The following is a 23,611-nucleotide window of genomic DNA, read 5'->3' as shown; positions in this document are numbered from 1 at the left end:
GCCCTTTCCTTCATGCAAGCCACCCAGAACAAAACCTATGCCGGCGCCTGCGACTGCCATGTGCACATCTACGAAGACAAATACCCCATGGTGCCCAATGTGGCCTGGGTGCCGCCGCATCTGCCGGTGTCCACATATCGCGAAGTGCAAAAAGCCCTGGGCTTGAGCCGCGCGGTCATTGTCCAGCCCTCGGCCTACGGCTTTGACAACAGCTGCACGCTGGATGCCGTGGCCCAGCTCGGCGAGTCGGGCCGCGGCATCGCGCTGGTGGCGCCCGAGGTGACGGATGCCGAGCTGCGCCGCCTGCACGACGGGGGCATTTGCGGCGTGCGTTACATGATGATCAACCCGGTGCTGCCGTGGGCGTCACTGGAGCCCATGGCCGCGCGCATGGCGGCGATGGACTGGATGGTCAATCTGCAACTCGACGGCCGCAATTTCCCTGAGCATGAAGAAGTGCTCAAGCGCCTGCCCTGCAAGCTGGTGATTGACCACAACGGCAAGTTCCTCGAACCCGTCAAGCCCGAGCATCCCGCCTTCCAGTCGCTGCTGCGCGTGCTGGACACCGGCAAGGTGTGGATCAAGTTGTCGGCGCCCTACGAAACCTCCAAAGTGGGTGCGCCCGGCTATGACGACGTGAGCCTGATCGCGCGCACCTTGGCCGAGAAGTTTCCGGAACGTTGTCTCTGGGCGAGCAACTGGCCGCACCCGGGGCGCAACCCGCCGCCCTCCGAGGTCGACCTCTATGACTTGCTGTTTTCATGGGTTTCAAGCGATGAGGTGAGGCGGAAGATCCTGGTGGACAACCCGGCGGGGTTATACGGGTTTCGCTAAGAGCTTGTCCTGTGAGTGCGCCCGCAGCAGGGCGCGAACCGGCCAATAGCCACAAACAACCTACTTTGAAGCCTCCGCCCGGGCCGCCTCCAGCACATCACGCGTCTTCACCGCTTCCCGCCGCGCGGCGTCGGCAAAATCATCTCCCGACGACGCGTACAAAATCGCGCGCGAGGAATTGACAATGATGGGCGCACCGGCACGCCATCCGGCCTTGACGGTGGCGACGGCATCGCCGCCCTGTGCGCCCACGCCGGGAATCAGCAAGGGCAAGGTGGGCGCCACGGTGCGCACACGCTCAATCTCGGCCGGGTAGGTCGCACCCACCACCAGGCCCAACTGGCCGTTGAGGTTCCAGGGCCCTTGCGCCAGGCGCGCCACGTGTTCGTACAGCAGCGGCTGGCCTTCGATGGAGGCGAAGCGCTGGTTCTGCAAATCGTCGCCGCCGGGGTTGGAAGTGCGGCACAGCAAAAACGCGCCCTTGCCCTGGTACTTCAGATAGGGCGCGACGGAGTCAAAGCCCATAAAGGGCGAGAGCGTCACCGCGTCAGCGCCATAGCGTTCGAACGCTTCCTTGGCGTACTGCTCGGCGGTGGAGCCTATGTCGCCGCGCTTGGCGTCCAGGATGATGGGCACCTGGGGCGCGACGCGGCGCATGTGTTCCATCAGGCGTTCGAGCTGGCCTTCGGCGCGGTGGGCCGCGAAATACGCGATTTGCGGCTTGAAGGAGATCACCAGGTCGGCGGTGGCGTCGACGATCGCGGCGCAGAAATCGTAAATCTTGTTGGCGTCGCCCTTGAGCTTGCCGGGAAATTTGGTCGGCTCCGGGTCCAGGCCGACGCAGAGCATGGAGTTGTTTTGGCGTTCCGCGGCGCCCAGCATGTCAAGAAAAGTCATCCCCCATTGTAAATAGAGCCTTAGCTCTTAGCCCAGCATGAGCCGCGGAACCGGCTTTGCCGGGCCGCAGGCGGGCGGCCCCTCGGGGGCAGCGACCCGCGTAGCGGCGGAGCGTGGGGGCACAATAACTTCATGCAACTCTCCCGCCGCCAACTCGTCCTCCTGGTCCTGCTCACCCTGGTCTGGGGCCTGAACTGGCCGGTGATGAAAATGGGCGTCGCGGACTACCCGCCGCTGACCTTTCGCGCAATCTCGATCTGGCTGGGCATTCCGGTGCTGGGCCTGGCGATGGTGCTGCTCAAGGTGCCGTTTTTTGTGCCGCGCGACAAATGGCGCGAGCTGTTCTGGCTGGCGGCGGCGAACATGTTTGTCTGGCATGCGCTCATCATCCTGGCGGTGAAAAACCTGAGCAGCGGGCGCGCCGCCATCCTGGGCTACACCATGCCGATTTTCTCGGCGCTGCTGGGCGCCTGGTTTTTCGGCGCCAAGCTCAAACCGCGCAACTGGCTGGGGGTGGCTGCCGCGGCGCTGGGCGTGGCCCTGCTGCTCTGGTATGAGTTGACCAACCTGACGGGCCGGCCGCTGGCCGTGCTGTGCGCGCTGGTGGCGGCGGCCGTATGGGCGCTGGGCACGCAGCTGCTGCGCAAGACCACGATACAGGCCGCGACCTTGACGATCTCGTTCTGGATGACGGTGATGACGGCCGTGGTGATGAGCGGGCTGGGCATGGTGTTCGAGCTGCCGCAGTGGAAAGCGCCTTCACCCACGGCCTGGGCGGCGATTGTCTACAACGCGGTACTGATCTTCGGTTTTGCCCACGCAGCCTGGTTCACACTGGCGCGCGCGCTGCCGCCCGTGGCCTCAACGCTGAGCGTGATGATGATTCCCATCCTGGGCGTGTTTTCGGGCGCACTGGGCCTGGGTGAGGTGCTGCACTGGCAGGACTGGGCCGCGGTGCTGCTGATGGCGGTGGCGATCGCCTCGGTGCTGGCGCCCAGCCGTCCGCTCGCTGAAAAAGGCTGAAAGAGGAATCAGGCGGCAACCCGGCCCATCGCCAGGCACAGGTCGTCCCAGGCCTTGGCCTTGTCGGAGGGGTTGCGCAGCAAATAGGTGGCGTCATAAGTCACCACCGCCTGGGCGCCGTGCAGGGCATGCACCTGGCCGCGCAGCCTGCCGAAGGGCTCACTCGATTGCAGCAAGGCCTGCGCGGCCAGCCGGCCCATGACCAGCACGATGTCGGGCTGCGCGCTGGCCAGCAGGGCCGGCAGCGCCTCGGGCGGGGCGGCGCCCACGCCGGCCGCAGCGCCGCGCACCAGCGGCGCAAGCAGCACCACGCCGGCCTTGTGCAGACGGGCGGCGCGCAACATGTTGTCAAGCAGCTTGCCGGCGTCGCCCTCGAAAGGGTTGAAGGGTTCGCGCTGCAGCGCGGCCGCCGGCGTTTCAGCCAGCACCAGCCAGCGCGCGCCTTCGGCATGGGCGGCCTCGGCATACAAAGCCTGGGCCGTGCCCATGCTCCAGGCGCCTGAGATATTGGGTGCGGCGGCTTCACGCGCTTCGGCGATCGGAGCAGCCACCGGCGCGCGAGGGGGCGGGGTGCGCGCCGGCGGCGGCGCTTCGCGCACCACGGGGGTAGCCGCTGGCGTGGCTTGCGGCAGGTCCGCAACGGGGCTTGCCGCTGCGCCGGCGCGGGCAACAGCCGCGTCCATCATCGCTTCGGCCGCGGGCGCAGCCTGCGGCAGCCACACGCGCACACCCATCTCGCGCAGCATGGCGCGATGCCGTTTGTCGAGGTCCAGGCTCATAGGGCCAGGCTCATGACCACGGCATCTTCGCGCGCGGAGGCGCCGGCCGGGTAGTAGTTGCGGCGCGTGCCGACATGGCGAAAGCCATAGCACTCATACACCGCCTTGGCGCGCGCATTGCTCACACGCACTTCCAGCCACAGCCACTGCGCGCCCTGGGCGCGCGACCAGATCGCCAGCCCGTCGAGCATGATGCGGGCCCAGCCCTGGCGCTGGTGTTCGGGCGCGACGGTGATGTTGAGCAGGTGCACCTCGTCCACACCCTTCATGGCCACGAAGTAGCCCAGCAGTTGGGAATCGGGGGCGTTGCCGGCGGTCAACAGCTGCGCCTGGTAGCCGGCATTGAGTGAGTCGAGGAAGTTGCCCTTGGTCCAGGGCTGGCTGTAGGCGCTTTGCTCCACCCGCAGCACCGCATCCAGCCAGGCGGGCGTCATGGCTTCGAACTGGGCTTCCAGGGGCTTGAGGATGGCGTTCATGGTGAAAGGGGCGGGATCTCAGCAAGGAGCTTGGCGGCCCTGACCCGCTCGCGCTCCTCGGTGGTGAGCGCTACTTTATCGCGAACGTAAAGCGGCAGGGCAAGCTCGGCGCTCACGCAGTGCCCGGCGGCGGCCAGCATGGGCGCCAGGCGCAGCAAGGCGGCGGCTGTGGGCAGGGCCTCGGCCTGCGCCGGCATGGCGGCTGGCAGGCGCCCGGCATAGACGGCAAACACATTGCCGGCCAGCAGCCCGGCCGCCGCATCGGGCACAAAGTCCTCGGGCCGCAGCAGCTCGCATTCGCCCAGCGCGCGGCACTGGCCATTGCTGAATTCAAAGCTTTGCACATACATCTCGTCCATGCGCGCGTCGAGCAGCGCCGTGACGGTGGACGGCTTGGCGCCGGGCTGCCGCGAACGCGCCTCCTCGGCCACCGCCATCAGCGTGTCTATGGGCAGCACCGGCATGCCGGTGCCGTCCCTTGCCCCCATGGCCAAGCCCTGGGCCACGGCGCAGGCGGTGCGCAGGCCGGTAAACGAGCCTGGGCCGCGCCCGAAGGCGATGGCGTCCAGCTCGCCCAGCGCCAGCCCGGCCTCGGCCAGCAGCGCGAGGACGGCCGGGATCAGCGTGGTCGAGGCCTGCGCGCCGCCGGGCCCGCTGTGCTGCCAGATCCGCGCGCCGTCCGTCACGGCCACCGACATGCGGTCGGTGCTGGTGTCAAAGGCGAGGAATTTGAGGAATTGGGGCATGCGGTCGGTCAGGTCTATCAGGGCCGGCAGCGCTTGAATCAAGGAGCTGGCGGGTATGTGTACCCGATTATCCCCGCCAACGGCCGGCACGCTGCCGCGATAATCTCCGCATGACCCAAGACCCGCCGCGCGCACCGTATGCTGTTGCGCGGGGCCTGCTGGCCGCCGCGCTGATCGCCGCCCTGCCCTGCATTCCCCATACCGCCCTGGCGCAAGCCCCGCGCCTGCCCGCGCCAATTGAAAAAGCCCTGGCGCGCGCCAAGGTGCCGCGCGACGCGGTGTCCATGTTGGTGGTCGAAGCGGCCAGCGGCAAGCCGGTGCCGCGCCTGAGCTGGCGCATAGACACGCCGATGAACCCGGCTTCGGTCATGAAGCTGGTCACCACCTACTCGGCGCTCGATGCGCTGGGCCGCGATTTCACCTGGAAGACCAGGGTGATACTGGACGGCAGCACCTCGGGCGGCCTGCTTAACGGCAACCTGGTGGTGCAGGGCGGGGGAGACCCCAAACTCGTCGTGGAGCGCCTGCAGGCCCTGCTGGCCCAGGTGCAGGCCGGCGGCGCGCGGGTGATTCGCGGCGACATCGTGCTGGACCGCAGCGCCTTCAGCGTGCCCGCCACCGACCCAGGCGAGTTCGACGGCGAACCGCTGCGGCCCTACAACGCGCGGCCCGATGCGCTTCTCATCAACTTCAAATCCATTGTGATGACTTTCACGCCGGACCTGCCCAGCGGCCGCGCGCTGGTGCGCTACGAGCCGCCGCTGGCGGGCGTGCAGGTGGGCGCCAGCGTGCCCCTGGTGCGCGTGGCGCGCTGCGGAGACTGGCGCAGCGAGCTGCGCGCCAGCGTCGAGAATCCGGTCAATATCGAATTCCTCGGCACCTATTCGTCGGCCTGCGGCGAAAAAATCTGGCCCAGCGCCTATGCCGACCCGGCCAGCTTTGCCGCGCGCGCCATCGAGGGCTCGTGGAGGCAACTGGGCGGCCTGCTGACCGGCACGGCGCGCGACGCGACGCCGCAGGAACTGGCCATGCTGCGCAGCACCGGCACGCTCTCGGGCGAAAAAGCCTCGATACGGTTTGAGCACCCCTCGCCGCCGCTGCTGGAAGTGGTGCGTGACATCAACAAATATTCGAACAACGTGATGGCCCAGCACGTCTTTTTGACGCTGGGCCTGCATGCCGGCCTGGGCCAGCCCAAAGCCGGCACGCTCGAATCGGCCCACGCCGCGCTGGCCGCCTGGTGGAAAAAAAACCTGCCGGGCACGGCGCCGCCCTTGATGGACAACGGCTCTGGCCTGAGCCGCCAGGAGCGTGTGACGGCGGCGGGCCTGTCGGCCCTGCTGCTGCATGCCGCCAGAAGCCCGCTGGCCGCGGATTTTGCCGATTCGCTGCCCGTGGCGGGTGTGGACGGCACGCTGCGAGAGCGCGGTAAAAGCGTGGCGGGGCTGGCCTTCCTGAAGACCGGTTCGCTGCGCGACGTGAGCGCGATAGCGGGCTACGCCAACGGCCACAGCGGCACGCGATATATCGTGGTAGGGCTCATCAACCACCCGAACGCCGGCGCGGCGCGCCCGGCGCTGGACGCGCTGCTGGAATGGGCCGTCAAAGAAGCAGCCCGCTAGGGAGTTTTCCGGCCCCGGGGCAGGCAAGTTATCCCTGAGGGGTGTGGACAAGGCTGTTGATGACCCCGCGGCTTGAGGGCCAAAACCCCATCTGGCGCGGCCTGCGCCACAATGCCTGAAATTTGGGCAGCCACCCTGTCCGGGGCGGCAGGTCGAACCGGAGCCTCACCATGCAAGCAAGCAGCCATCCCCCCACCAGCAAGCAGGTGTATTGCCTGGTGCTGACCACCACCGCCACGGAGCAAGAGGCACAAAACCTGGCCCAAGGCATTGTCGAAGCCCGATTGGGTGCCTGCGTGCAGATCCAGCCCATCCAGAGCGTTTACCGTTGGCAGGGCAGGCTTTGCAACGAAAACGAATTTCGCCTGTCGGTCAAAACGCCGCAGGCACGCTACGCGGCGCTGGAGCGCTTCATCAGTGCGCACCACAGCTACGAGACGCCGGAGATTGTGCAGATAGCGATCACCGCGGGTTCCGCGGCCTATATGCAATGGCTCGACGAGGAAACGCGGGCCGGGCCGGACGAACCGGAGCCCGAGGGGCAGTTCGCGCTGCCTTAAAAAGCAGAGTCTAGGAGCGCGCCTCGCGCAAGGAAGCCGCCAACAGCCCAAGGCCCAATGCGCCCACAGCCACCGAAGCGATACGGTTGGCCGCTCCACGCGTACGGGCATAGGCCAGCCGCACCCGCTCTCGCGAGAACAGGTAAGCCAACAAGGTATGCCAGCACAGCGCGTTGAGCACGATCATGGTCACCGCCGCGGCCTGCAAAGCCGGGCTGGGCGAAGCCGGAAACGATGCGGCAAACACGCTGCCGAAAAACAGCGCCGACTTGGGATTGGTGATATTGGTCAGAAAGCCAAGCCGGAAAGCCGCCGGTGAGGACACCGTGGGGCCGGTATTGCCCAGCGCCACGCCGCCGGAACGCCAGAGCCGGCTCGCCACATAAAGCAGGTACAGGCCGCCGGCCACCTGAAGCGCCAGGCGCAGCCCCGGAAAGACTTGAAAGATCGCATTGACGCCCAGCACCGCGCAAAGCGCCCAGATGGCGGCCCCGGTCGTCACACCCAGGGCCGCAAACACCGCGCTGCGCGCCCGATCACTCGCCGCGAGTTGTGACACCAGCAGCACATTGGCGCCGGGGCTCATCATGGCCGCAACGTGGAGAAACCAGATGGTGAGGAGGATGGAAAACATCGATGTCCCTTGACGTCAATATTATGGGATCGCGCCATGGCCCTCGCTGGATCAAGGCGCGGGAGGCAGGTCGCTTCTTTGCAGCAATACAGCCCGTTGGTCCATGGCCCGGATGGTCCAGCGCCCACTGGTCCAGCTTGCCAATTTTTCAACGGACCGGAAATCCCGATGGCTCAGTAACATGTAGCGCACATCGTATTTTTTCACGTAGTCAGTCAGCAGTGCGTCATCCTGAAACAGGCGGCCATTCAGCCACGTGTACGCGCCTCCGTATGAATCAATTCTTGAATCGATAGAAGGGCGAAGCCGTGGATAGGCCCGATAGACCAGCTCCGCTCCAAGCTCATATGAATTGATCACATTGCCCTGCAAATCAGGAGCGTTCAATTTTTTGACCATGAAGCTGGTGTAGCTCGGGCTGATTCCCAGCGCCGAATGCGGAAAGGCACCAAAAGCATTGCCAAACTGCGAAGCCAGCCCCAGCACAAGAGCCGCCGCGAAAGTGCTGGCCGCATAGATCCGGATTTGTTTCTTTGCGCCCTGCTGCCCCGCAGTCGCCAGCGCCGAAAGTACAAATGCCGCGACCATGCCCTGGTAAACGAGAAAGCGAACGGTTTTCAGCGCCAGGACCAAAAACATCAGGTACAGCAAAGTGTCTACGGCACTGAGATTGCGCCATCGAAGCAGCATCACCGTGCCGGTGAGGGCAGCGCAGCCAAGCCCCATCCAGACTGCGGGGATTTGGTACCAACCCGGGCTGAAAGTCGGCATCCACTCATTGATGATGATTTTGTCCGTATCGCCGCCGAAGCTCACGACAAACTGCAGGAGTTCCACACCGAAAGGGTTGACCACGCACGCGGCCAGGGCGGCGATGGAAAAGACGGCAAAGGCCTTGGGCAACTGCTTTTGGCGCAAATCCCCCGCGGTACCGGAACGAAGCCCATCCAGCCACAAGCCCACAGCGTAGATGGCCGCGATGACGGGAGCCAGGATAAAAGAGCCGTGGGTATTGGCCCAGAGAACCACCACCAGCAATGCACCCGCCCAAGCGAGCACCTGCGGCCTTCGCCGGCAAGCTTCCAGCAGGAGCCAGTAAAAACCAAGAAGAAACAGCGAAACAAGCTCAGGGCGAAGGAAATGGCGCTGATTCTCTATGCCAACAGCCAGAAGCCCCAACAGCAGGGCAAGCGGCAGATTTCTTTCACTTCGCCTGTAGGCCAACCAGGCCATGAGACAGAACAGTGCGACGCCCGCGGCGCCCATGACCAAGGGGAGCCCATCTTCACCAACCAGGCCGATGAGCCAGTAAAACATCAAGGAGGGCAGCCATTCGTGCGCGTTGAAACGAGCGTCGCGTATCTCCGTGAAAGGAAACAGGATGGTTTTCGGGATGGTGTGGTCCCTGGCGATGAGCTCTCCCACCTTTGCCTGCAGCCAGAAGTCATTGGACACCTGGGGCACAACGCTGATGAAGACCACCGCGATGATGATCATCGCCAAGGCCGTCATGCGCCAGAGCTTTAGCCAGGGGCTTGCATGCGAAGCACTCGCTGGCGCGCTGCCCAAGGGGTGTTGTGACACGGAGTGTTCCAAAATATGCATCCCATGTAGACGTTGACTGAAACGCGTTTCGGCACAGCGCGTTCATCCTGCGCAGCAGTCGACGCTGTTGGCGGAGCCTCGTTTATACCTCGGAGGCTCGCGGGAGGGTAAGCCTCAACTCGCGGCAGCGCGCCCCAGCCGGTCGCGCACGCCGTCCCATTCGGCGTCCGGCGGCGGGTTTTCCACCCAGATCAGCTTGACGCCCTTGGCGTCGAAGTCGCGCAGCACGGCAAACAGCTGCTGCGCGGTGGCCAGCGCGTCGTCGGGCATGCGGCGGTACAGCACTTTTTCGGACTTGATGCGCACGATGCTGCGCGCATAGACCGCGATGTGGGCCGCATCGGCGCCCAACAGGTCCAGCGCCGTCTGTATGGCCCCGGCATCCATGAGGCGCAGCTTGGCGTTGGGGGCGTAGTGCGCCTCCAGCGTGCCGGAGGCGCGCGGCGCTTCACCCACAAGGTCCAGGGCCTGCCGCTTGAATTCATCCTTGCCCAACACGGCTTCGCCGCAGGCGGCTTCCAGCTGCGCGCGCGTGAGCACGCCAGGGCGCAGCAGCACAGGCCGTCCGCGCGTACAGTCGACGATGCTGGACTCGATGCCGACATCGCAGGGGCCACCGTCCAGCACCAACAGGCCGTCACCGAACTCCTGCCGCACATGCTGCGCGGTGGTGGGGCTGACGCGGCCGAAGCGGTTGGCGCTGGGGCCGGCCACGCCTGTGTTGCAGGCTTTCAGGAAAGCCAGCGCCACCGGGTGCGAGGGACAACGCAGGCCTATGGAATTCTGGCCGCCGGCCGCAGCCGCGGCCACGCCGGGCTTTCGCGGCAGGATCACCGTGAGCGGTCCGGGCCAGAAGGCTTTCATCAGACGTGCGGCGAAAGGCGGCACGCTGCTCGCGTAAACCCCCACATGTGCGGCGTCGGCCACATGCACGATGAGCGGATGGTCCGCCGGCCGGCCCTTGGCCGCAAAAATGCCGGCGACGGCTTGATCGCTGGACGCGTCGGCACCCAGGCCGTACACCGTTTCGGTCGGAAAGCCCACCAGCTCGCCGGCCTGGATGCGGCGGGCAGCCTCAGCAATGGCCTGTGGATCGGTGCCGGACAGAATCATCAGATGTCTTCAAGGCCGGGTAGCCCCAGGATGGCGGCCGCCTGGCGCGCCGTGGCCCTGACCGCGGCGATATCGGTGCCGGTGATATTGAGGTGGCCCATCTTGCGGCCGGCGCGCGCTTCGGTCTTGCCGTAAAGGTGCAAATGCGTGCCCGGCAGGGCCAGCACGGCCTGCCAATCGGGCGTGCGCGCCCGGCCATCGGCATCAAGCCAGACATCGCCCAGCAGGTTGAGCATGATGGCCGGCGAATGCTGGCGCGGCTGCGGCAGCGGCAAGCCGGCCATGGCGTGGACCTGCAGGTCGAACTGCGAAACATCGCAGGCATCCATCGTGTAATGGCCGCTGTTGTGCGGGCGCGGCGCCATTTCATTGACGACCAGCGCGCCGTCGGGACTGCCGTCGTCGACCAGGAAAAACTCGACGCAGAGCACGCCCACATAGCCGACATGGTTGGCGATGGTATGGGTCGCGGCCAATGCGCGTTGCGCCAGCGCAGCCGGCATATTGCCCTCATAGGCCTGGGTCACGGCCAGAATGCCGTCCACATGCACATTGCGCTGCGGCGCAAAGCTCACGATGCGGCCGTCCCAGCCGCGCGCCACGATGACCGAGCATTCGGCCTTGAGTGGCAGCATTTTTTCGAGCACGCAGGGCGCCTGCTTGAGGCCCGTCCAGGCAGTGGCGAGTTCGGCCGCGTTCCTGACGCGGACCTGGCCCTTGCCGTCGTAGCCCATGCGCGCGGTTTTTAATATGCCGGGCAGCAGGCCGGCCGGCGCGGCCTCGAGCTGGGCCTGCGTTTCAATGACCGCATAGGGCGCGCAGCCGACCCCGGCCAACGCGCCCGATTCTGCGGCGCTGGCGGTGAAATGGGACTTTTCCTCGATGCGGTTCTGCGCGATGGCGACGGCAGCCGCCCCCGGTGCCACGGGGCGGCTGGCGGCCAAGGCCTGCAGCGCGCCGGCCGGCACGTTTTCGAATTCGGTGGTGATGGCGGCGCACAGCGCAGCCAGTTGCTTGAGGCCTTGCTCGTCGGCATAGCCGGTCTGGATGTGGTGATGGCTCACCAGTCCGGCCGGGCTTTGCGCGTCGGGGTCCAGCACGGCGGTGAAGTAGCCCAGGCGCTGCGCGGCATGCACAAACATGCGGCCCAACTGGCCGCCGCCCATCACGCCCAGCGTGGCGGGCTGGCCGGAGACGGAAACAGTGCCGGGGAAAACAGGGAGTCCGGAAGGAAGGCTCATGCGGGCGGCAGGGTCATGGCGTGGGCGGCGGCGGTCTGCTCGACCCGAAAGGCCAGCAGTTTGGCGGCCAGCGCCTTGTCGTGCAGGGCCAGCATGGCGACCGCAAACAGGGCCGCATTGGCCGCGCCGGCGTTGCCGATGGCGAAGGTGGCGACGGGAATGCCCTTGGGCATCTGCACGATGCTGTGCAACGAATCGACGCCTTGCAGGTGCTTGCTGGCCACCGGCACGCCTAGCACGGGCACGGTGGTCTTGGCGGCCAGCATGCCGGGCAGGTGGGCCGCACCGCCGGCGCCGGCGATGATGGCTTGCAGGCCTCGGCCCGAAGCGGCTTCGGCGTAGGCGAACAACTCGTCGGGCATGCGGTGAGCCGACACCACACGGGCTTCGTGCGCGATGCCGAACTGCGTGAGGATCTGCACCGCGTGCTGCATGGTCTCCCAGTCGCTGCTGGAGCCCATCACCACGCCCACCAGGGCGGCTGGATTGTTTGTCGTCGTCATTGGGACCTTCTGGTCTTGGGATTTGCAGGCCGTTCGCCCGTAACCCCCGATTTTAAGGGCTGGACGCGTGGGCGGCGGCAAACGGGGCCCGCATGCTATCGTTTGGGCCTGCTCCCGGGCTAGCCAGCCGCGCCGCGGCGGTTGAAACCCCTTGTTCCAGCCCCATTTCCACTGAATCATGATAGACGTCACCATTGCCAATTTCGAAGCGGAAGTCGTTGCCGCTTCCATGACCACCCCTGTGCTGATCGACTTCTGGGCGCCCTGGTGCGGCCCCTGCAAGTCGCTGGGCCCGATTCTTGAAAAAGTCGAGGCCGAATATGCCGGGCGTTTCAAGCTCGTGAAAATCGACTCCGACCAGGAACAGCAACTGGGCGCGGCCTTCGGCATACGCAGCATCCCGACCTGCATCCTGATGATGAACGGCCAGCCGGTGGACGGCTTTGCCGGCGCCCTGCCCGAAGGCAAGGTCAAGGAATTCCTCGACAAGCACCTGCCGCCGGCCGGCGAGCCCGAGGAAGCCGAACTGGCGCTCGAGGAAGAAAGCGCGGACCCGGCCGACGTGCTCGAAAAACTGCAGCACGCCGTGGCCGCCAACCCGGCCGATGACAACGCGCGCTTCGACTACGTGAAGCTGCTGCTGCAGATGGGCCGCGAAGACGATGCCAAGGTGGCGTTTGCGCCGGTGATCGCGCAGACCACAGTGGTGCGGCGTTTTGACTCGCTCAAGCGCTGGATGGACGCCATGGATTTTGTGGCCACGCAGGGCACGGGTGCCGCTGCCGGCCTGGACGCCAGGATCACGGCCAACAAGCGCGATTTCGAGGCGCGTTTCGACAAGGCGCGCGGGCTGATGGTGCAGCAACGCTGGACCGACGCTCTTGACGAGCTGCTGGAAATCCTGATGCGCGACAAGGCCTGGAACGAGGAACTCGCGCGCAAGACCTATATCGCCATCCTCGACATCATGGAAGCGCCCAAACCCAAGGTGGCTGACGGGCAGATTCCGCCCGAGGACCCCGTCGTAGCCACTTACCGCCGCCGCTTGAGCAGCGTGGTGCTGAGCTAGGGAACCAAGGACTACTGGCCGAACAGCCAGCGGGTCAGGGCGAAGGCAAAACCGAAGAGCGCGGCGTAGCCGGCAACCTCCAGGCTGAATTCGCGGCGCGATTCGCGCCAGGCTCGCAGCCGCTCGACCAACAGGCCCGCCACCACGGGCGCCAGCAGCAGGTTGAGGATTTGCAGCCAATGCAGGCGTATCGCCAGCTGGGGCACGACCAGAACAGTCAAGATGCCGGCGGCAATGCCGGTCATGACAGACCATGCGGCTTCCTGCGCCGCCGTCAGTTCATGGTCGCGACCGCGCAGCTTGTACCAGGCGGCCTTGAACGCACCGCCGAACATCTCGCCCAAAAGCTGTAGAAACAGCTCGCCGAAAAACTCGAACAGCAGTTCCAGCAGGAATTCCATCGCGGTGCTGGACCGGCTCTGGGTTTCAGGCCGTGAGGCGAGTCAGCGCTTCTTGATACTTAGCGGCCGTCTTGGCGACCACATCGGCCGGCAGGTGCGGCGAGGGTGGGGTTTTGTCCCAGGGCTTGCCGTTGATGCGCACGGCTTCGAGCCAGTCGCGCACGAACTGCTTGTCGTAGCTGGGCGGGTTCTGGCCCGCCGCGTAGGCGGCTTCATAGCCTTCTATGGGCCAGTAGCGCGAGGAGTCGGGCGTCAGCACCTCGTCCATCAGGGTCAGCGTGCCATTTTCGTCGAGCCCGAACTCGAATTTGGTGTCGGCGATGATGATGCCTTTGGTCAGTGCGAAGGCAGCTGCCGTGCTGTAGATCTCTATGCTGATCTTTTTGATCTGCGCGGCGAGTTCCGGGCCGACAATCTTGACCACCTGTTCGTAGCTGATGTTCTCGTCGTGCTCGCCGGCTTCGGCCTTGGCCGCCGGCGTGAAGATGGGCTCGGGCAGCTTGCCGGCGTTCTTCAGGCCCGCGGGCAACGGCACGCCGCAGACGGACTGGCTCTCTTGATATTCCTTCCAGCCGCTGCCGGCCAGGTAGCCGCGCACCACGGCCTCGACCGGGATGGGCTTCAGGCGCTTGACCAGCATGGAGCGGTTCACCACCTGCGGCACTTCGGCCGGCGTAACCACGCTTTCGGGCGCCTCGCCGGTCAGGTGGTTGGGGCAGATGTGGCCCAGCTTGCCGAACCAGAACAGCGCCATCTGCGTGAGCAGCGCGCCCTTGCCGGGAATCGGCTCGCCGAGGATGACGTCGAAGGCGCTGAGCCTGTCGCTGGCCACCATCAGCAGCCTGTCCTTGCCCACGGCGTAGTTGTCGCGCACCTTGCCGCGCGCGAGCAGGGGCAGGGAGGTCAGGGCGGAGGTGTGGAGTGCTTGGGTCATGGTGGAAGGAGGAATCAAAGTAAAAAGCCCGCGACTCGCAAGAGCCGCGGGCTTTGAATTATCGCCAATCCGCGCGGGCGGCCGGCGAAATTTTCAATGCACCACTTGGGCCAGCTCGCCCTTGGCGTATTTGGCGGCCACGACCTGCAGGGTATCGCCCTTGATCTTGGCTCCCTGGCCTTCGCAGCCGAACTGGATGTAGCGCTGCTTGCAAATCTGCTTGGCGGCTTCGCGCGCGGGCTTGAGCCATTCGCGGGCATCGAATTTTTCGGGGTTTTCGGCCAGGAACTTGCGCACCGCGGCCGTCATGGCCAGGCGGATGTCGGTGTCGATGTTGATCTTGCGCACGCCGTGCTTGATGGCTTCCTGGATTTCCTCGACGGGCACGCCGTAGGTTTCCTTCATGTTGCCGCCGTACTGACGGATCAGGGCCAGCAACTCCTGCGGCACCGAGGAGGATCCGTGCATCACCAGGTGGGTGCTGGGAATGCGCTTGTGGATTTCCTTGATGCGGTCAATCGCCAGGATGTCGCCGGTGGGCTTGCGGGTGAATTTATAGGCGCCGTGGCTGGTGCCGATGGCGATGGCCAGCGCATCGATCTGCGTGCGCTTGACGAAGTCGGCGGCCTGCTCGGGGTCGGTCAGCAACTGCTCGCGCGTCATGGTCGCATCGGTGCCGTGGCCGTCTTCCTTGTCGCCCTTCATGGTTTCCAGCGAACCCAGGCAGCCGAGTTCGCCTTCGACGGTGACGCCGTACTTGTGGGCCAGTTGCGAGACCTTTTTGGTCACTTCGACGTTGTAGTCGTAGCTGGCGATGGTCTTGCCGTCGGCTTCGAGCGAGCCGTCCATCATCACCGACGAAAAGCCGAGGTCTATGGCGCCCTGGCAGACGTCGGGGTTCTGGCCGTGGTCCTGGTGCATGACCAGGGGGATGTTGGGGTACATCTCGATGGCCGCCTGGATCAGGTGCTTGATGAAGGGCTCACCGGCATATTTGCGCGCGCCGGCGCTGGCCTGCAGGATCACGGGCGCGCCGGTTTCCTTGGCCGCTTCCATGACGGCTTGCACCTGCTCGAGGTTGTTGACGTTAAAAGCCGGAATGCCGTAGCCGTTGACTGCCGCATGGTCCAGCAGCTCGCGCATCGAAACGAGTGCCATGATCAAAATCCCCAGAAAGTTAAAAACGCTGCCGAAAAAAGGCGAGGTCCCTGCGGAGGGCCGCGCAGCACGAGGGCTGCATGCATGGGCCGTAACCGTCAAGTAACCGAGGCCTTCATTCTACCGGCTGCGTAAAGACCACTTATTTAGGAAGTTAGCGGCAGAACCATGCGGTAACAGCGTGTAAAAGGCGCGGGCGCGGCAGGCTGCGTAAAACGGCCGCCGTGCACGTCCATCACGCGGCCGACGATTTTATGGCCCAAGCCCAGCCTTTCGGCGGAGGGCGCCACGGTGCCGGGACGGGCCTGGCCGTCATCGCAGACCTGCAGCCATGCCGCGCCGGCGTCATGGCCCCACTGGACGCAGACGAATGTGCCCCGGGCCGTGTGCTGCAGGGCGTTGTCGACAAGGTTGCGCAGGGCCAATTCCAGCAGCAGCGGATGGGCCAGCACCTCAAGCCCTTCCTCGCCCTGCACGCTGAGGGTGTGCCCGCTTTCCCAGGAAGCCTGCGCGTAGCCGGCCACCACCCGCCCGGCCAGCGCACCCAGGTCCAGGCGCCGCATCTGCTGCTGCAGGTCGGCGCGGCTGGCCCGCGCCAGCGCGAGCAGCTGGGCAATGACGTGCCCGGCGCGCATGGCGTCGGCGCCTATCTGCGCCAGCGCCTGCTCGCGCGCGGCGGGCGAAAGCTCGCCGCGCAGCGAGGCCGCCTGCAGCGCGATGGAAGACAGCGGGGTGCGCAATTCATGGGCCACCTCGCTGGCCAGTTGCCGCTCGCGCTCCAGCGAGGCCTGTTGCTGGCCCATCAGCGTGTTGATGGAGCGCACGACCGAGTTGAACTCGCGGTAAGGATGGCGGGCCTCAAGGCGTTCGGCCTTGTCCACTTCAAGTTCGGCCACGTCGCGCGACAGCGCCTGCAAGGGCCTCAATCCGCGCCAGATGGCCGCGCCCAGCGCCAGCGCCACCACAGGCAGCAGCCACAGGCCCGGCTCTGCCAGTTGCCCGGCGACGTCGGCGGCCATCTCGTCGCGCTCGTCGGCGCGCACCAGCACGGTGACCTGCCGCGCGTGCGGGCCGTCCCACTGTGAAAAGCTGCGCCAGGTGGCCGGCGGCGTGCCCAGTTCGAGGTCGGCGAAACCGGAGTGTTCACTGAAAGGCGGCACAGGCGCGTCACCCGAGCGGGCCAGCAGCCGACCGTCGGCGCCGCGCACCAGCACGCTCAGGGATGGCTGGTAGTCATGGCTCTTGAGCGTGGGAATGGCGGGACGGATGACTTCCCTCGCCGCGTCGACGAAGGGCGGCAGGTCCAGGTTGAGCATCAGGGCCGCGGTACCTGCCAGGTGCCCGTCGGTCAGCTCGCCCGCCTCATGGATGCCGGTGCGGTAACCCACCGCCACAAAGCCGGCCCACACCAGCAGCAGCGCCGCCAGCACCCACAGCAGCAGGCGGCGCGTGAGCGAGGCCTGAGCACGCACCGCGGGCTTCATGCGCCGTCCTCCCGCGGTATGAAGTAGCCGACACCGCGCAGGGTCTGGATCAGGCCCTCGCCCAGCTTGCGCCGCAGGTGGTGAACGTGGACCTCGACCGCATTGCTGCCGACGGCATCCTGCCAGTTGTAGAGGCGCGCCTCGAGCTGCTGTCGCGACAGCACCCGGCCGCGCGATTCCAGCAGCAGGAGCAGCAGGGCGAATTCGCGCGGCGCCAGCTCGACGGCCTCACCCGCGCGCAATACCGTGCGGGCCGCCGGGTCCACCACCAGTTCGCCGTGAACCAGCAGCGGATGGGCCCGGCCCGCCGCGCGCCGCAGCAAGGCGCGCATGCGCGCCTCGAGTTCATCGAGGTCAAACGGTTTGACCAGGTAGTCGTCAGCGCCCAGGTTCAGGCCCGAGATGCGGTCCGCGACCTGGTCGCGCGCGGTCATGATGAGCACCGGCGTCAGCGGGTCGGGCAGCGCCCCGGGCGCGGCCGCGCGGGCCTGGCGCAGGCGCAGCAGCAGGTCGCCGCCGTCGCCGTCGGCCAGCCCCAGGTCCAGCAGCACGAGGTCGAAGGGCTCGCTGGACAGGGCGGCCCAGGCCGAGGCCAGGCTGGCGCAGACATCGACCGCATAGCCCCGCTGCTGCAGATTGGTCCGCAGGCCCAGGGCGATGCCGGCATCGTCTTCGACCACCAGGATTCGCATGGGCCCATTGTCGGCGCTGCGAGGACGGGGCGGGGGTTTCACGGCTCGCCCGCAAGGCCTTAAGGATGAGTTAAGACGCCCGAACTACCTTGCGGCATCCCCCTCTGCCCAACCGCTTGCGCGCAATTCCGATGACCGCCTTCCCCTACGCCGGCGACAACACGCCCCTCGCGTCCCGTGTTTTCCTGGGAACCCTGCTCAGCCTCCTGTTGCTCATCGCCTGGGACCATTCAGGCCTGGACCTGTGGATGGCGCACTGGTTCGGCTCCGCCACCGGTTTTGCCTATGAAGACCACTGGTTCTGGCGCGGAACGCTGCACGACGACATGCGCTGGCTGCCATGGGGGGTCGAACTGGCGCTGCTGGCGGCCGTGGCGCGGCCTTTCGGCGCCCTGCGGGGCTTGGCCGTGGAGCGCCGGGCGCAACTGGCGCTGACCACGCTGGTTTCACTGCTGGTGGTGTCCACCCTCAAGCTGCACAGCCTTACCAGCTGCCCCTGGGAGCTGCGCGAGTTCGGCGGCACCGTGGCCTATGTGTCGCACTGGGCCTGGGGCATACGCGACGGCGGCAGCGGCGGCTGCTTTCCGGCCGGCCATGCCTCGGCGGGTTTTGCGTTTATCGGCGGTTTTTTTGCGCTGCGCCACACCCTGCCCCAAACGGCGCGGCGCTGGCTGGCAGGCGCCCTGACGGCGGGTCTGGTGCTGGGTCTGGCGCAGCAGGTACGCGGGGCCCACTACATGAGCCACACGCTCTGGACCGCCTGGCTGTGCTGGGCCTCGGCGGCGCTGGTGGACAACATCGTCAGCCAGATGCTTTCACAAAGGCCGTCGCCGGCCCGGGCCCAGGTGCCCGCGCTCGCACCGGGGTTCTAGGCCCCGGCGGGGGAAATCAGGCTACCCTGCAGATCTTCAGCATGTTGGTGCCACCAGGCGCACCCATGGGCTCGCCGCAGGTGATGGCGTAGACGTCGCCGCTTTGCACGATGTTGCGGCGCAGCAGGTGGCCTTCGGCCTGCTCGAGCGCGGTGTCGCGGTCGGCGCTGGTGTCCATGAGCAGGGGACGAACGTTGCGGTACAGCGCCATCTTGCGCTGCGTGGCCAGGCGCGGCGTGAGCGCGTAGATCGGCACGCGGATGTCGTGGCGGCTCATCCACAAAGGGGTGGAGCCGCTGTCGGTCAGCGCGACGATGGCCTTGGCGCCCAGGTGATGGGCGGTGAACAGCGCGCCCATGGCGATGGACTGGTCGATGCGGCTGAAGGTCTTGCCGGAAAAATCGCCTTCCAGTTCCTTGTATTCGGCCTTCTCGGCTTCCTCGCAGATCTTGGCCATTTCCTCGACGGTCTCCAGCGGGTATTTGCCGGCGGCAGTTTCGGCGCTGAGCATCACCGCGTCGGTGCCGTCCAGCACCGCATTGGCAACGTCACTGACCTCGGCGCGCGTGGGCACCGGGTTGACGATCATGGACTCCATCATCTGCGTGGCGGTGATGACGACCTTGTCGCCGGCACGCGCCATCTTGATCATGCGTTTTTGCAGGGCCGGCACAGCGGCGTTGCCGACTTCCACGGCCAGGTCTCCGCGGGCCACCATGATGCCGTCGCTGACCTGCAGGATCTCCTCGAGCTTGGGGATGGCTTCAGCGCGCTCGATCTTGGCGATCAGGCCGGGCTTGTGTTTATAGGGCGCGGCGGCCACGTTGCACAGCTGGCGCGCCATTTCCATGTCGGTGGCGTTCTTGGGAAAGCTCACGGCGACATAGTCGGCCTGGAAACTCATGGCCGTCTTGATGTCTTCCATGTCCTTGGCGGTCAGCGCCGGGGCGGTCAGGCCGCCGCCCTGCTTGTTGATGCCCTTGTTGTTGGACAGCTCGCCGCCCAGCTTGACGGTGGTGTGGACTTCCTCGCCACGCACCATGTCGACGGTGAGCACGATCAGGCCGTCGTTGAGCAGCAGCACGTCGCCGGCTTTCACGTCGCGCGGCAGTTCCTTGTAATCCAGGCCCACGCCCTTGAGGTCGCCGGGTTCGGTGCGCGAGGCATCGAGGACAAATTTCTCGCCGGGCTCGAGCTGGACCTTGCCTTCGGCGAACTTGCCGACGCGGATCTTGGGGCCCTGCAGGTCGGCCATGATGGCGACTTCGCGGCCGGCGCGCTGGGCGGCTTCGCGCACCAGCTGGGCCCGGTCCACGTGGTCCTGGGCCGTGCCGTGGCTGAAATTGAGGCGCACCACGTTGACGCCGGCGCGGATCATTTTCTCCAGCAGTGCGGGATCGCTGGAGGCGGGTCCGAGGGTGGCAACGATCTTGGTGGCGCGACGCGGCATAGTGAATGTCTCCATGTAATTTAGTTTCCGATTTTCACACGGAAATAGTTACAGAGGCGTTACCAATTCGGCGCCCGGGGTCATCCCGGGACCCGCGCGGCAGGAAAAGAAGACTCTCGAAGACGCTCAGCCCGCGGCGCGCTTTTGCAAAATCTCGAAGGCCGGCAAGGTCTTGCCTTCCAGCACCTCGAGGAAGGCGCCGCCGCCGGTGGAGATATAGCCGACCTGCTTTTCGATACCGTACTTGGCGATCGCGGCCAGCGTATCGCCGCCGCCGGCGATGGAGAACGCGCTGCTGTCGGCAATGGCGCGCGCAATGCCTTCAGTGCCCTTGGCGAAGGCGTCGAACTCGAACACGCCGACCGGGCCGTTCCAGACGATGGTGCCGGCGGCCTTGAGCTGCGCGGCCAGTTTCGCCGTGGTTTGCGGGCCGATATCGAGGATCAAGTCATCGTCGGCCACGTCGGTGGCGGCCTTGACGGTGGCTGGCGCATCGGCGGCAAAGGTCTTGGCGGTGACCACGTCGGTCGGGATCGGCACTTCGGCGCCGCGCGCCTTCATGGCGTCGATCACGGCCTTGGCTTCCGCCAGCAAATCGGCTTCGGCCAGGCTTTTGCCAATCTTGAGGCCGGCGGCCAGCATGAAAGTGTTGGCGATGCCGCCGCCCACAATGAGCTGGTCCACATTGGCGGCCAGCGACTTGAGGATGGTCAGCTTGGTGGACACCTTGCTGCCGGCCACGATGGCGACCAGCGGCCGGCGTGGCGCCGTCAGCGCCTTGGAGATGGCGTCCATTTCGGCGGCCAGCAGCGGGCCGGCGCTGGCCACGGGCGCGTACTGCGCGATGCCGTAGGTGGAGGCCTCGGCCCGGTGCGCGGTGCCGAAGGCGTCGTGCACAAAGATGTCGCATAGCGCGGCCATCTTGCGCGCGAGTTCTTCGCTGTTTTTCTTCTCGCCCTTGTTGAGGCGGCAGTTCTCGAGCAGCAGCAGCTGGCCGGGTTTGATGTCCACGCCATCCACCCAGCCGGCGGCCAGCGGCACGTCGCGCTTCATGAGCTCGCCCAGGCGTCTGGCCACGGGCGCCAGCGAGTCGGCCGGCTTGAATTCGCCTTCCACCGGCCGCCCGAGGTGGGAAGTCACCATCACCGCGGCGCCGGCGTCCAGCGCCATCTGGATGCAGGGGATGGAGGCGCGCACGCGCGTGTCTTCGGTGATGTTGCCGGCGTCGTCCTGCGGCACATTGAGGTCGGCACGGATGAATACGCGCTTGCCGGCAACTTTGCCGCTGGCACACAGGTCGGAAAAACGGATGAAATTCATGGAAAGGCTCGCAAGGGAAGTGGAGTTTCAGGCCGATGCCGGCCAGAGCTGCCGCAATTGTAGGCGGGCGCTTTTCCCGAAAGCCGGCTGCGGAGCGCCTTTGCTTTTGCTTACCTGCCCTACCAACCCAAGCCAATATGCAGCGGCAGGTAAACCGCCATGCCGGCCAGAATGGTGCCCAGCACGCCATGGCGCCAGTAATACCAGGCCGTGCCCGCGACGACGGCAAACAGGCGCGCGTCTTTCCAGGTGGCGATCAGGTGGCCCTGGCTCATCACCATTTCGGGAATGATGACGGCCGCCAGCGCGGCGATGGGCGCGTAGTGCAGGCCGCGCTGGGCCCAGGCCGGCAGGGTCCAGGGCTTGTCCGACAGGAAAAAGAAGCTGCGGGTGATGATGGTGATGGCCGTCATGCCGAGGATGGTGGCCACGGTCCAGAGATCGGTCTCGTTCATGCGGCGTCTCCGGGGGCGGGCGCGGCGGGTTTGGCCGGCACCGGCTTTTCCAGCAGCAGGCAGACGGCCACAGCGGCGGCGATGGCCACCAGGATATTCAGTTTGAGCGGCAGGGCGAAGGTGGCCACGGCAGCCGCGCCGGCGATGCCGGCCGACACCGCGCGCAGGCGGGTGGTGGCCAGCGAGCACATGATGCCCAGCAAGGCCAGGATGCCGGCAAAACCCAGGCCCCAGGACAGTGGAATGGAATTGGCCAGCACAATGCCCAGCAGGCTGGCGCCCACCCAGCTGACCCAGCCGGTCGCACAGTTTCCTATCCAATAGGCTTCCTGCGCGGCAATGACCGCGGGGTCTGTGCCGGGGTGCGGGAAACGCCTGGTGAACAGCACGTAATTCAAGTCGGCCATCAGGTAACCGTAGCCCAGGCGCTTCCAGAGGCTCTGGTGCATGACATAAGGCCGCAAATGGGCGCTGAACACCATAAAGCGCAGATTGACGCAAAACGCCGTGGCCAGGATCACCCACATCGGGGCGCCGGCAACGATGAGCGGAAGGGCGGCCAGCTGTGAGCTGCCGGCAAACACCAGGACAGCCATCAGCAGCACTTCAACGAGGCTCATGCCCGACTTGATCATCGCCACACCCGTCATCAGCCCCCAGGCCGCGATGCCGGGCGCGACCGCTGCCATGTCGTTGACGCCCGCCCGGAAATCCGGATGCTTGAACAATCTCTTCACAAAATCCTCATTCCTGTTGATCTGCCGGCGCCTGGCTGAACACCATGCCGGGCTGGATATCGAAACCGCGCAAAAAATCGGCCGCGTCCAGCGCCTTGCCACCGGCTTTTTGCAGGCGGCTCACGCGCAGCACGCCGTCCACCGTGGCGATGTCTATACCCTCCGTGCCGGCAGCCAGCACCAGGCCCGCCTCGGCGTCGGCAGGTCGGGCCGCGCCGGCCAGGATTTCGGCACGCCAGAACTTCAGGGTCTGGCCAGCCAGCACGCCGGCCGCACCGGGAAAGGGGTTGAAAGCGCGGATCCGGCGCTCCAGCACGGCGGCGCTTTGCGTCCAATCCGTCATGGCCTCGTGTTTTTCAATCTTGTGGGCGTAAGTCACACCCTCAGCCGGCTGGGGCGTGGCGCGGAGGCCGCCGCAGGCCGCGAGTTCCAGCGCCTCCACGATGAGCCGCCCACCCAAGGCCGCCAGCCTGTCGTGCAGGGAGGCGGTGGTGTCGTCCGCCGCGATAGGCAGCTTGTCCACCAGCAGCATGTCGCCGGTGTCCAGGCCCGCGTCCATTTGCATGATAGTGATGCCGGTTTCCGCGTCGCCGGCCTCGATGGCGCGGTGAATCGGCGCCGCGCCGCGCCAGCGAGGCAGCAAGGACGCATGGATATTGAGGCAGCCCAGCCTGGGGGCACCGAGCACCCACTGGGGAAGAATCAGGCCGTAGGCCGCAACGACCATGACGTCCGCGCGCGCGGCCATGATGGCTTCACGGGCCGAAGCCGCGTCATCGGGGAATTTGCCGTCCAGCCGCAGGCTGCGCGGCTGGGCGACGGCGATGTGGGCGGTTTCAGCCCACTGCTTGACGAGAGAAGCCTGCAGTTTCATGCCGCGGCCGGCGGGGCGGTCGGGCTGGGTCAGGACCAGGGGGATTTCAAAACCGGCTGCGTACAATCTTTCGAGGGCGACGCGAGCGAACTCAGGGGTACCGGCAAATATGACGCGCATGGCGTCCGATTC

General features: G+C 66.1%; 25 protein-coding genes. 6 read left to right on the top strand and 19 right to left on the bottom strand.

The window, feature by feature from the left end; all coding sequences use genetic code 11:
• Positions 1 to 12: 12 nt before the first annotated feature.
• Positions 13 to 834 carry an amidohydrolase family protein gene (locus ACEN8I_RS04295; RefSeq protein WP_413326655.1) on the top strand — a complete coding sequence of 274 codons (822 nt, stop codon included), beginning with the start codon at positions 13 to 15 and terminating at the stop codon, positions 832 to 834.
• A gap of 60 nt (positions 835 to 894) precedes the next feature.
• On the opposite strand, the gene pyrF is transcribed toward ACEN8I_RS04295, so the two are convergent.
• Complete coding sequence (pyrF, locus tag ACEN8I_RS04290; protein ID WP_413326653.1) at positions 895 to 1,731, bottom strand: orotidine-5'-phosphate decarboxylase; 837 nt, start codon at positions 1,729 to 1,731, stop codon at positions 895 to 897.
• A 132-nt stretch (positions 1,732 to 1,863) separates the two neighbouring features.
• On the opposite strand from pyrF, the gene ACEN8I_RS04285 reads away from it, so the two are divergent.
• Complete coding sequence (locus ACEN8I_RS04285) at positions 1,864 to 2,754, top strand: DMT family transporter (protein ID WP_413326651.1); 891 nt, start codon at positions 1,864 to 1,866, stop codon at positions 2,752 to 2,754.
• A gap of 8 nt (positions 2,755 to 2,762) precedes the next feature.
• On the opposite strand, the gene ACEN8I_RS04280 is transcribed toward ACEN8I_RS04285, so the two are convergent.
• Genes ACEN8I_RS04280 through tsaB form a run of 3 tightly spaced genes read right to left on the bottom strand, consistent with a single transcriptional unit; the run spans position 2,763 to position 4,755 of the window.
• Positions 2,763 to 3,533 carry a uracil-DNA glycosylase family protein gene (locus ACEN8I_RS04280; protein WP_413326648.1) on the bottom strand — a complete coding sequence of 257 codons (771 nt, stop codon included), beginning with the start codon at positions 3,531 to 3,533 and terminating at the stop codon, positions 2,763 to 2,765.
• On the bottom strand, positions 3,530 to 4,009 hold the full coding sequence (gene rimI, locus ACEN8I_RS04275) for a ribosomal protein S18-alanine N-acetyltransferase (protein WP_413326646.1): 480 nt from the start codon (positions 4,007 to 4,009) through the stop codon (positions 3,530 to 3,532). Before rimI ends, ACEN8I_RS04280 begins: the two co-directional genes overlap by 4 nt.
• Positions 4,006 to 4,755: a tRNA (adenosine(37)-N6)-threonylcarbamoyltransferase complex dimerization subunit type 1 TsaB gene (gene tsaB / locus ACEN8I_RS04270; RefSeq protein WP_413327052.1), complete on the bottom strand. Its 750-nt coding sequence runs from the start codon at positions 4,753 to 4,755 to the stop codon at positions 4,006 to 4,008. The genes rimI and tsaB overlap by 4 nt, the downstream gene beginning before the upstream one ends.
• A gap of 110 nt (positions 4,756 to 4,865) precedes the next feature.
• Between tsaB and dacB the strand changes: the two genes are divergently transcribed.
• The gene (gene dacB / locus ACEN8I_RS04265; protein ID WP_413326644.1) at positions 4,866 to 6,377 is read left to right on the top strand and encodes a D-alanyl-D-alanine carboxypeptidase/D-alanyl-D-alanine-endopeptidase; all 1,512 of its coding nucleotides are present in this window, start codon (positions 4,866 to 4,868) and stop codon (positions 6,375 to 6,377) included.
• Between the two features lie 170 nt (positions 6,378 to 6,547).
• Entirely contained in the window at positions 6,548 to 6,937 is a 390-nt protein-coding gene (gene cutA, locus ACEN8I_RS04260; RefSeq protein WP_413326642.1) for a divalent-cation tolerance protein CutA, read from the top strand.
• A 10-nt stretch (positions 6,938 to 6,947) separates the two neighbouring features.
• Here cutA and ACEN8I_RS04255 read toward each other — a convergent pair whose 3' ends face one another.
• The 5 genes from ACEN8I_RS04255 to purE form a co-directional block, all read right to left on the bottom strand.
• The gene (locus tag ACEN8I_RS04255) at positions 6,948 to 7,571 is read right to left on the bottom strand and encodes a LysE family translocator (RefSeq protein ID WP_413326640.1); all 624 of its coding nucleotides are present in this window, start codon (positions 7,569 to 7,571) and stop codon (positions 6,948 to 6,950) included.
• Between the two features lie 51 nt (positions 7,572 to 7,622).
• A complete protein-coding gene (locus tag ACEN8I_RS04250; RefSeq protein WP_413326638.1) occupies positions 7,623 to 9,083 on the bottom strand; it encodes a hypothetical protein in 1,461 nt (486 codons plus the stop codon).
• 207 nt (positions 9,084 to 9,290) lie between these two features.
• The gene (locus ACEN8I_RS04245; protein ID WP_413326635.1) at positions 9,291 to 10,289 is read right to left on the bottom strand and encodes an L-threonylcarbamoyladenylate synthase; all 999 of its coding nucleotides are present in this window, start codon (positions 10,287 to 10,289) and stop codon (positions 9,291 to 9,293) included.
• Entirely contained in the window at positions 10,289 to 11,530 is a 1,242-nt protein-coding gene (locus ACEN8I_RS04240; RefSeq protein ID WP_413326632.1) for a 5-(carboxyamino)imidazole ribonucleotide synthase, read from the bottom strand. The genes ACEN8I_RS04245 and ACEN8I_RS04240 overlap by 1 nt, the downstream gene beginning before the upstream one ends.
• Entirely contained in the window at positions 11,527 to 12,033 is a 507-nt protein-coding gene (gene purE, locus ACEN8I_RS04235; protein WP_413326629.1) for a 5-(carboxyamino)imidazole ribonucleotide mutase, read from the bottom strand. The genes ACEN8I_RS04240 and purE overlap by 4 nt, the downstream gene beginning before the upstream one ends.
• A 178-nt stretch (positions 12,034 to 12,211) precedes the next feature.
• On the opposite strand from purE, the gene trxA reads away from it, so the two are divergent.
• Positions 12,212 to 13,102 carry a thioredoxin gene (gene trxA / locus ACEN8I_RS04230; protein ID WP_413326627.1) on the top strand — a complete coding sequence of 297 codons (891 nt, stop codon included), beginning with the start codon at positions 12,212 to 12,214 and terminating at the stop codon, positions 13,100 to 13,102.
• Between the two features lie 11 nt (positions 13,103 to 13,113).
• Here the strand turns inward: trxA and ACEN8I_RS04225 are convergent, their stop codons facing one another.
• From ACEN8I_RS04225 to ACEN8I_RS04205, 5 genes are all read right to left on the bottom strand, one after another.
• Positions 13,114 to 13,503: a hypothetical protein gene (locus tag ACEN8I_RS04225; RefSeq protein WP_413326625.1), complete on the bottom strand. Its 390-nt coding sequence runs from the start codon at positions 13,501 to 13,503 to the stop codon at positions 13,114 to 13,116.
• 25 nt (positions 13,504 to 13,528) lie between these two features.
• Positions 13,529 to 14,437, bottom strand: a complete 909-nt coding sequence (locus ACEN8I_RS04220) for a phosphoribosylaminoimidazolesuccinocarboxamide synthase (protein WP_413326622.1) — start codon at positions 14,435 to 14,437, stop codon at positions 13,529 to 13,531.
• A gap of 93 nt (positions 14,438 to 14,530) precedes the next feature.
• Positions 14,531 to 15,595, bottom strand: coding sequence for a class II fructose-bisphosphate aldolase (gene fba, locus ACEN8I_RS04215; RefSeq protein ID WP_074579197.1), 1,065 nt, complete (start codon positions 15,593 to 15,595; stop codon positions 14,531 to 14,533).
• Between the two features lie 146 nt (positions 15,596 to 15,741).
• Positions 15,742 to 17,079, bottom strand: a complete 1,338-nt coding sequence (locus ACEN8I_RS04210; RefSeq protein ID WP_413326619.1) for a histidine kinase dimerization/phospho-acceptor domain-containing protein — start codon at positions 17,077 to 17,079, stop codon at positions 15,742 to 15,744.
• Positions 17,076 to 17,771 (bottom strand): response regulator, encoded by a 696-nt coding sequence (locus ACEN8I_RS04205; protein WP_413326616.1) that lies wholly within the window; start codon positions 17,769 to 17,771, stop codon positions 17,076 to 17,078. Before ACEN8I_RS04205 ends, ACEN8I_RS04210 begins: the two co-directional genes overlap by 4 nt.
• A gap of 131 nt (positions 17,772 to 17,902) precedes the next feature.
• Here ACEN8I_RS04205 and ACEN8I_RS04200 point away from each other — a divergent pair, with 131 nt between their 5' ends.
• Positions 17,903 to 18,643: a phosphatase PAP2 family protein gene (locus tag ACEN8I_RS04200; protein WP_413326614.1), complete on the top strand. Its 741-nt coding sequence runs from the start codon at positions 17,903 to 17,905 to the stop codon at positions 18,641 to 18,643.
• A 16-nt stretch (positions 18,644 to 18,659) separates the two neighbouring features.
• On the opposite strand, the gene pyk is transcribed toward ACEN8I_RS04200, so the two are convergent.
• From pyk to fmt, 5 genes are all read right to left on the bottom strand, one after another.
• Positions 18,660 to 20,093 carry a pyruvate kinase gene (gene pyk / locus ACEN8I_RS04195; protein WP_413326612.1) on the bottom strand — a complete coding sequence of 478 codons (1,434 nt, stop codon included), beginning with the start codon at positions 20,091 to 20,093 and terminating at the stop codon, positions 18,660 to 18,662.
• Between the two features lie 126 nt (positions 20,094 to 20,219).
• Positions 20,220 to 21,413 carry a phosphoglycerate kinase gene (locus ACEN8I_RS04190; RefSeq protein WP_413326610.1) on the bottom strand — a complete coding sequence of 398 codons (1,194 nt, stop codon included), beginning with the start codon at positions 21,411 to 21,413 and terminating at the stop codon, positions 20,220 to 20,222.
• Positions 21,414 to 21,532: 119 nt separating this feature from the next.
• The gene (locus ACEN8I_RS04185; RefSeq protein ID WP_413326608.1) at positions 21,533 to 21,868 is read right to left on the bottom strand and encodes an AzlD domain-containing protein; all 336 of its coding nucleotides are present in this window, start codon (positions 21,866 to 21,868) and stop codon (positions 21,533 to 21,535) included.
• A complete protein-coding gene (locus ACEN8I_RS04180; protein ID WP_413326606.1) occupies positions 21,865 to 22,605 on the bottom strand; it encodes an AzlC family ABC transporter permease in 741 nt (246 codons plus the stop codon). Before ACEN8I_RS04180 ends, ACEN8I_RS04185 begins: the two co-directional genes overlap by 4 nt.
• A gap of 7 nt (positions 22,606 to 22,612) precedes the next feature.
• Entirely contained in the window at positions 22,613 to 23,599 is a 987-nt protein-coding gene (gene fmt / locus ACEN8I_RS04175; protein WP_413326603.1) for a methionyl-tRNA formyltransferase, read from the bottom strand.
• Positions 23,600 to 23,611 lie beyond the last annotated feature (12 nt).

It is taken from the genome of Polaromonas sp. CT11-55 (assembly GCF_047303325.1).
Taxonomy (GTDB): domain Bacteria; phylum Pseudomonadota; class Gammaproteobacteria; order Burkholderiales; family Burkholderiaceae_C; genus Polaromonas.
The sequence above is the reverse complement of the archived record's forward strand: the minus strand, read 5'-3'. Positions and strand labels throughout refer to the sequence as shown.

Excerpts from the sequence above, each read along its gene's own strand:
- ACEN8I_RS04185 (WP_413326608.1), bottom strand. The coding sequence starts at position 21,868 with ATGAACGAGACCGATCTCTGGACCGTGGCCACCATCCTCGGCATGACG.
- ACEN8I_RS04210 (WP_413326619.1), bottom strand. The coding sequence starts at position 17,079 with ATGAAGCCCGCGGTGCGTGCTCAGGCCTCGCTCACGCGCCGCCTGCTG.
- ACEN8I_RS04200 (WP_413326614.1), top strand. The coding sequence starts at position 17,903 with ATGACCGCCTTCCCCTACGCCGGCGACAACACGCCCCTCGCGTCCCGT.
- fmt (WP_413326603.1), bottom strand. The coding sequence starts at position 23,599 with ATGCGCGTCATATTTGCCGGTACCCCTGAGTTCGCTCGCGTCGCCCTC.
- ACEN8I_RS04245 (WP_413326635.1), bottom strand. The coding sequence starts at position 10,289 with ATGATTCTGTCCGGCACCGATCCACAGGCCATTGCTGAGGCTGCCCGC.
- pyk (WP_413326612.1), bottom strand. The coding sequence starts at position 20,093 with ATGCCGCGTCGCGCCACCAAGATCGTTGCCACCCTCGGACCCGCCTCC.
- ACEN8I_RS04225 (WP_413326625.1), bottom strand. The coding sequence starts at position 13,503 with ATGGAATTCCTGCTGGAACTGCTGTTCGAGTTTTTCGGCGAGCTGTTT.
- ACEN8I_RS04220 (WP_413326622.1), bottom strand. The coding sequence starts at position 14,437 with ATGACCCAAGCACTCCACACCTCCGCCCTGACCTCCCTGCCCCTGCTC.
- fba (WP_074579197.1), bottom strand. The coding sequence starts at position 15,595 with ATGGCACTCGTTTCGATGCGCGAGCTGCTGGACCATGCGGCAGTCAAC.
- ACEN8I_RS04205 (WP_413326616.1), bottom strand. The coding sequence starts at position 17,771 with ATGCGAATCCTGGTGGTCGAAGACGATGCCGGCATCGCCCTGGGCCTG.
- ACEN8I_RS04190 (WP_413326610.1), bottom strand. The coding sequence starts at position 21,413 with ATGAATTTCATCCGTTTTTCCGACCTGTGTGCCAGCGGCAAAGTTGCC.
- ACEN8I_RS04285 (WP_413326651.1), top strand. The coding sequence starts at position 1,864 with ATGCAACTCTCCCGCCGCCAACTCGTCCTCCTGGTCCTGCTCACCCTG.
- ACEN8I_RS04250 (WP_413326638.1), bottom strand. The coding sequence starts at position 9,083 with ATGACGGCCTTGGCGATGATCATCATCGCGGTGGTCTTCATCAGCGTT.
- ACEN8I_RS04280 (WP_413326648.1), bottom strand. The coding sequence starts at position 3,533 with ATGAGCCTGGACCTCGACAAACGGCATCGCGCCATGCTGCGCGAGATG.
- ACEN8I_RS04255 (WP_413326640.1), bottom strand. The coding sequence starts at position 7,571 with ATGTTTTCCATCCTCCTCACCATCTGGTTTCTCCACGTTGCGGCCATG.
- tsaB (WP_413327052.1), bottom strand. The coding sequence starts at position 4,755 with ATGCCCCAATTCCTCAAATTCCTCGCCTTTGACACCAGCACCGACCGC.
- dacB (WP_413326644.1), top strand. The coding sequence starts at position 4,866 with ATGACCCAAGACCCGCCGCGCGCACCGTATGCTGTTGCGCGGGGCCTG.
- ACEN8I_RS04240 (WP_413326632.1), bottom strand. The coding sequence starts at position 11,530 with ATGAGCCTTCCTTCCGGACTCCCTGTTTTCCCCGGCACTGTTTCCGTC.
- pyrF (WP_413326653.1), bottom strand. The coding sequence starts at position 1,731 with ATGACTTTTCTTGACATGCTGGGCGCCGCGGAACGCCAAAACAACTCC.
- ACEN8I_RS04295 (WP_413326655.1), top strand. The coding sequence starts at position 13 with ATGCAAGCCACCCAGAACAAAACCTATGCCGGCGCCTGCGACTGCCAT.
- purE (WP_413326629.1), bottom strand. The coding sequence starts at position 12,033 with ATGACGACGACAAACAATCCAGCCGCCCTGGTGGGCGTGGTGATGGGC.
- rimI (WP_413326646.1), bottom strand. The coding sequence starts at position 4,009 with ATGAACGCCATCCTCAAGCCCCTGGAAGCCCAGTTCGAAGCCATGACG.
- cutA (WP_413326642.1), top strand. The coding sequence starts at position 6,548 with ATGCAAGCAAGCAGCCATCCCCCCACCAGCAAGCAGGTGTATTGCCTG.
- trxA (WP_413326627.1), top strand. The coding sequence starts at position 12,212 with ATGATAGACGTCACCATTGCCAATTTCGAAGCGGAAGTCGTTGCCGCT.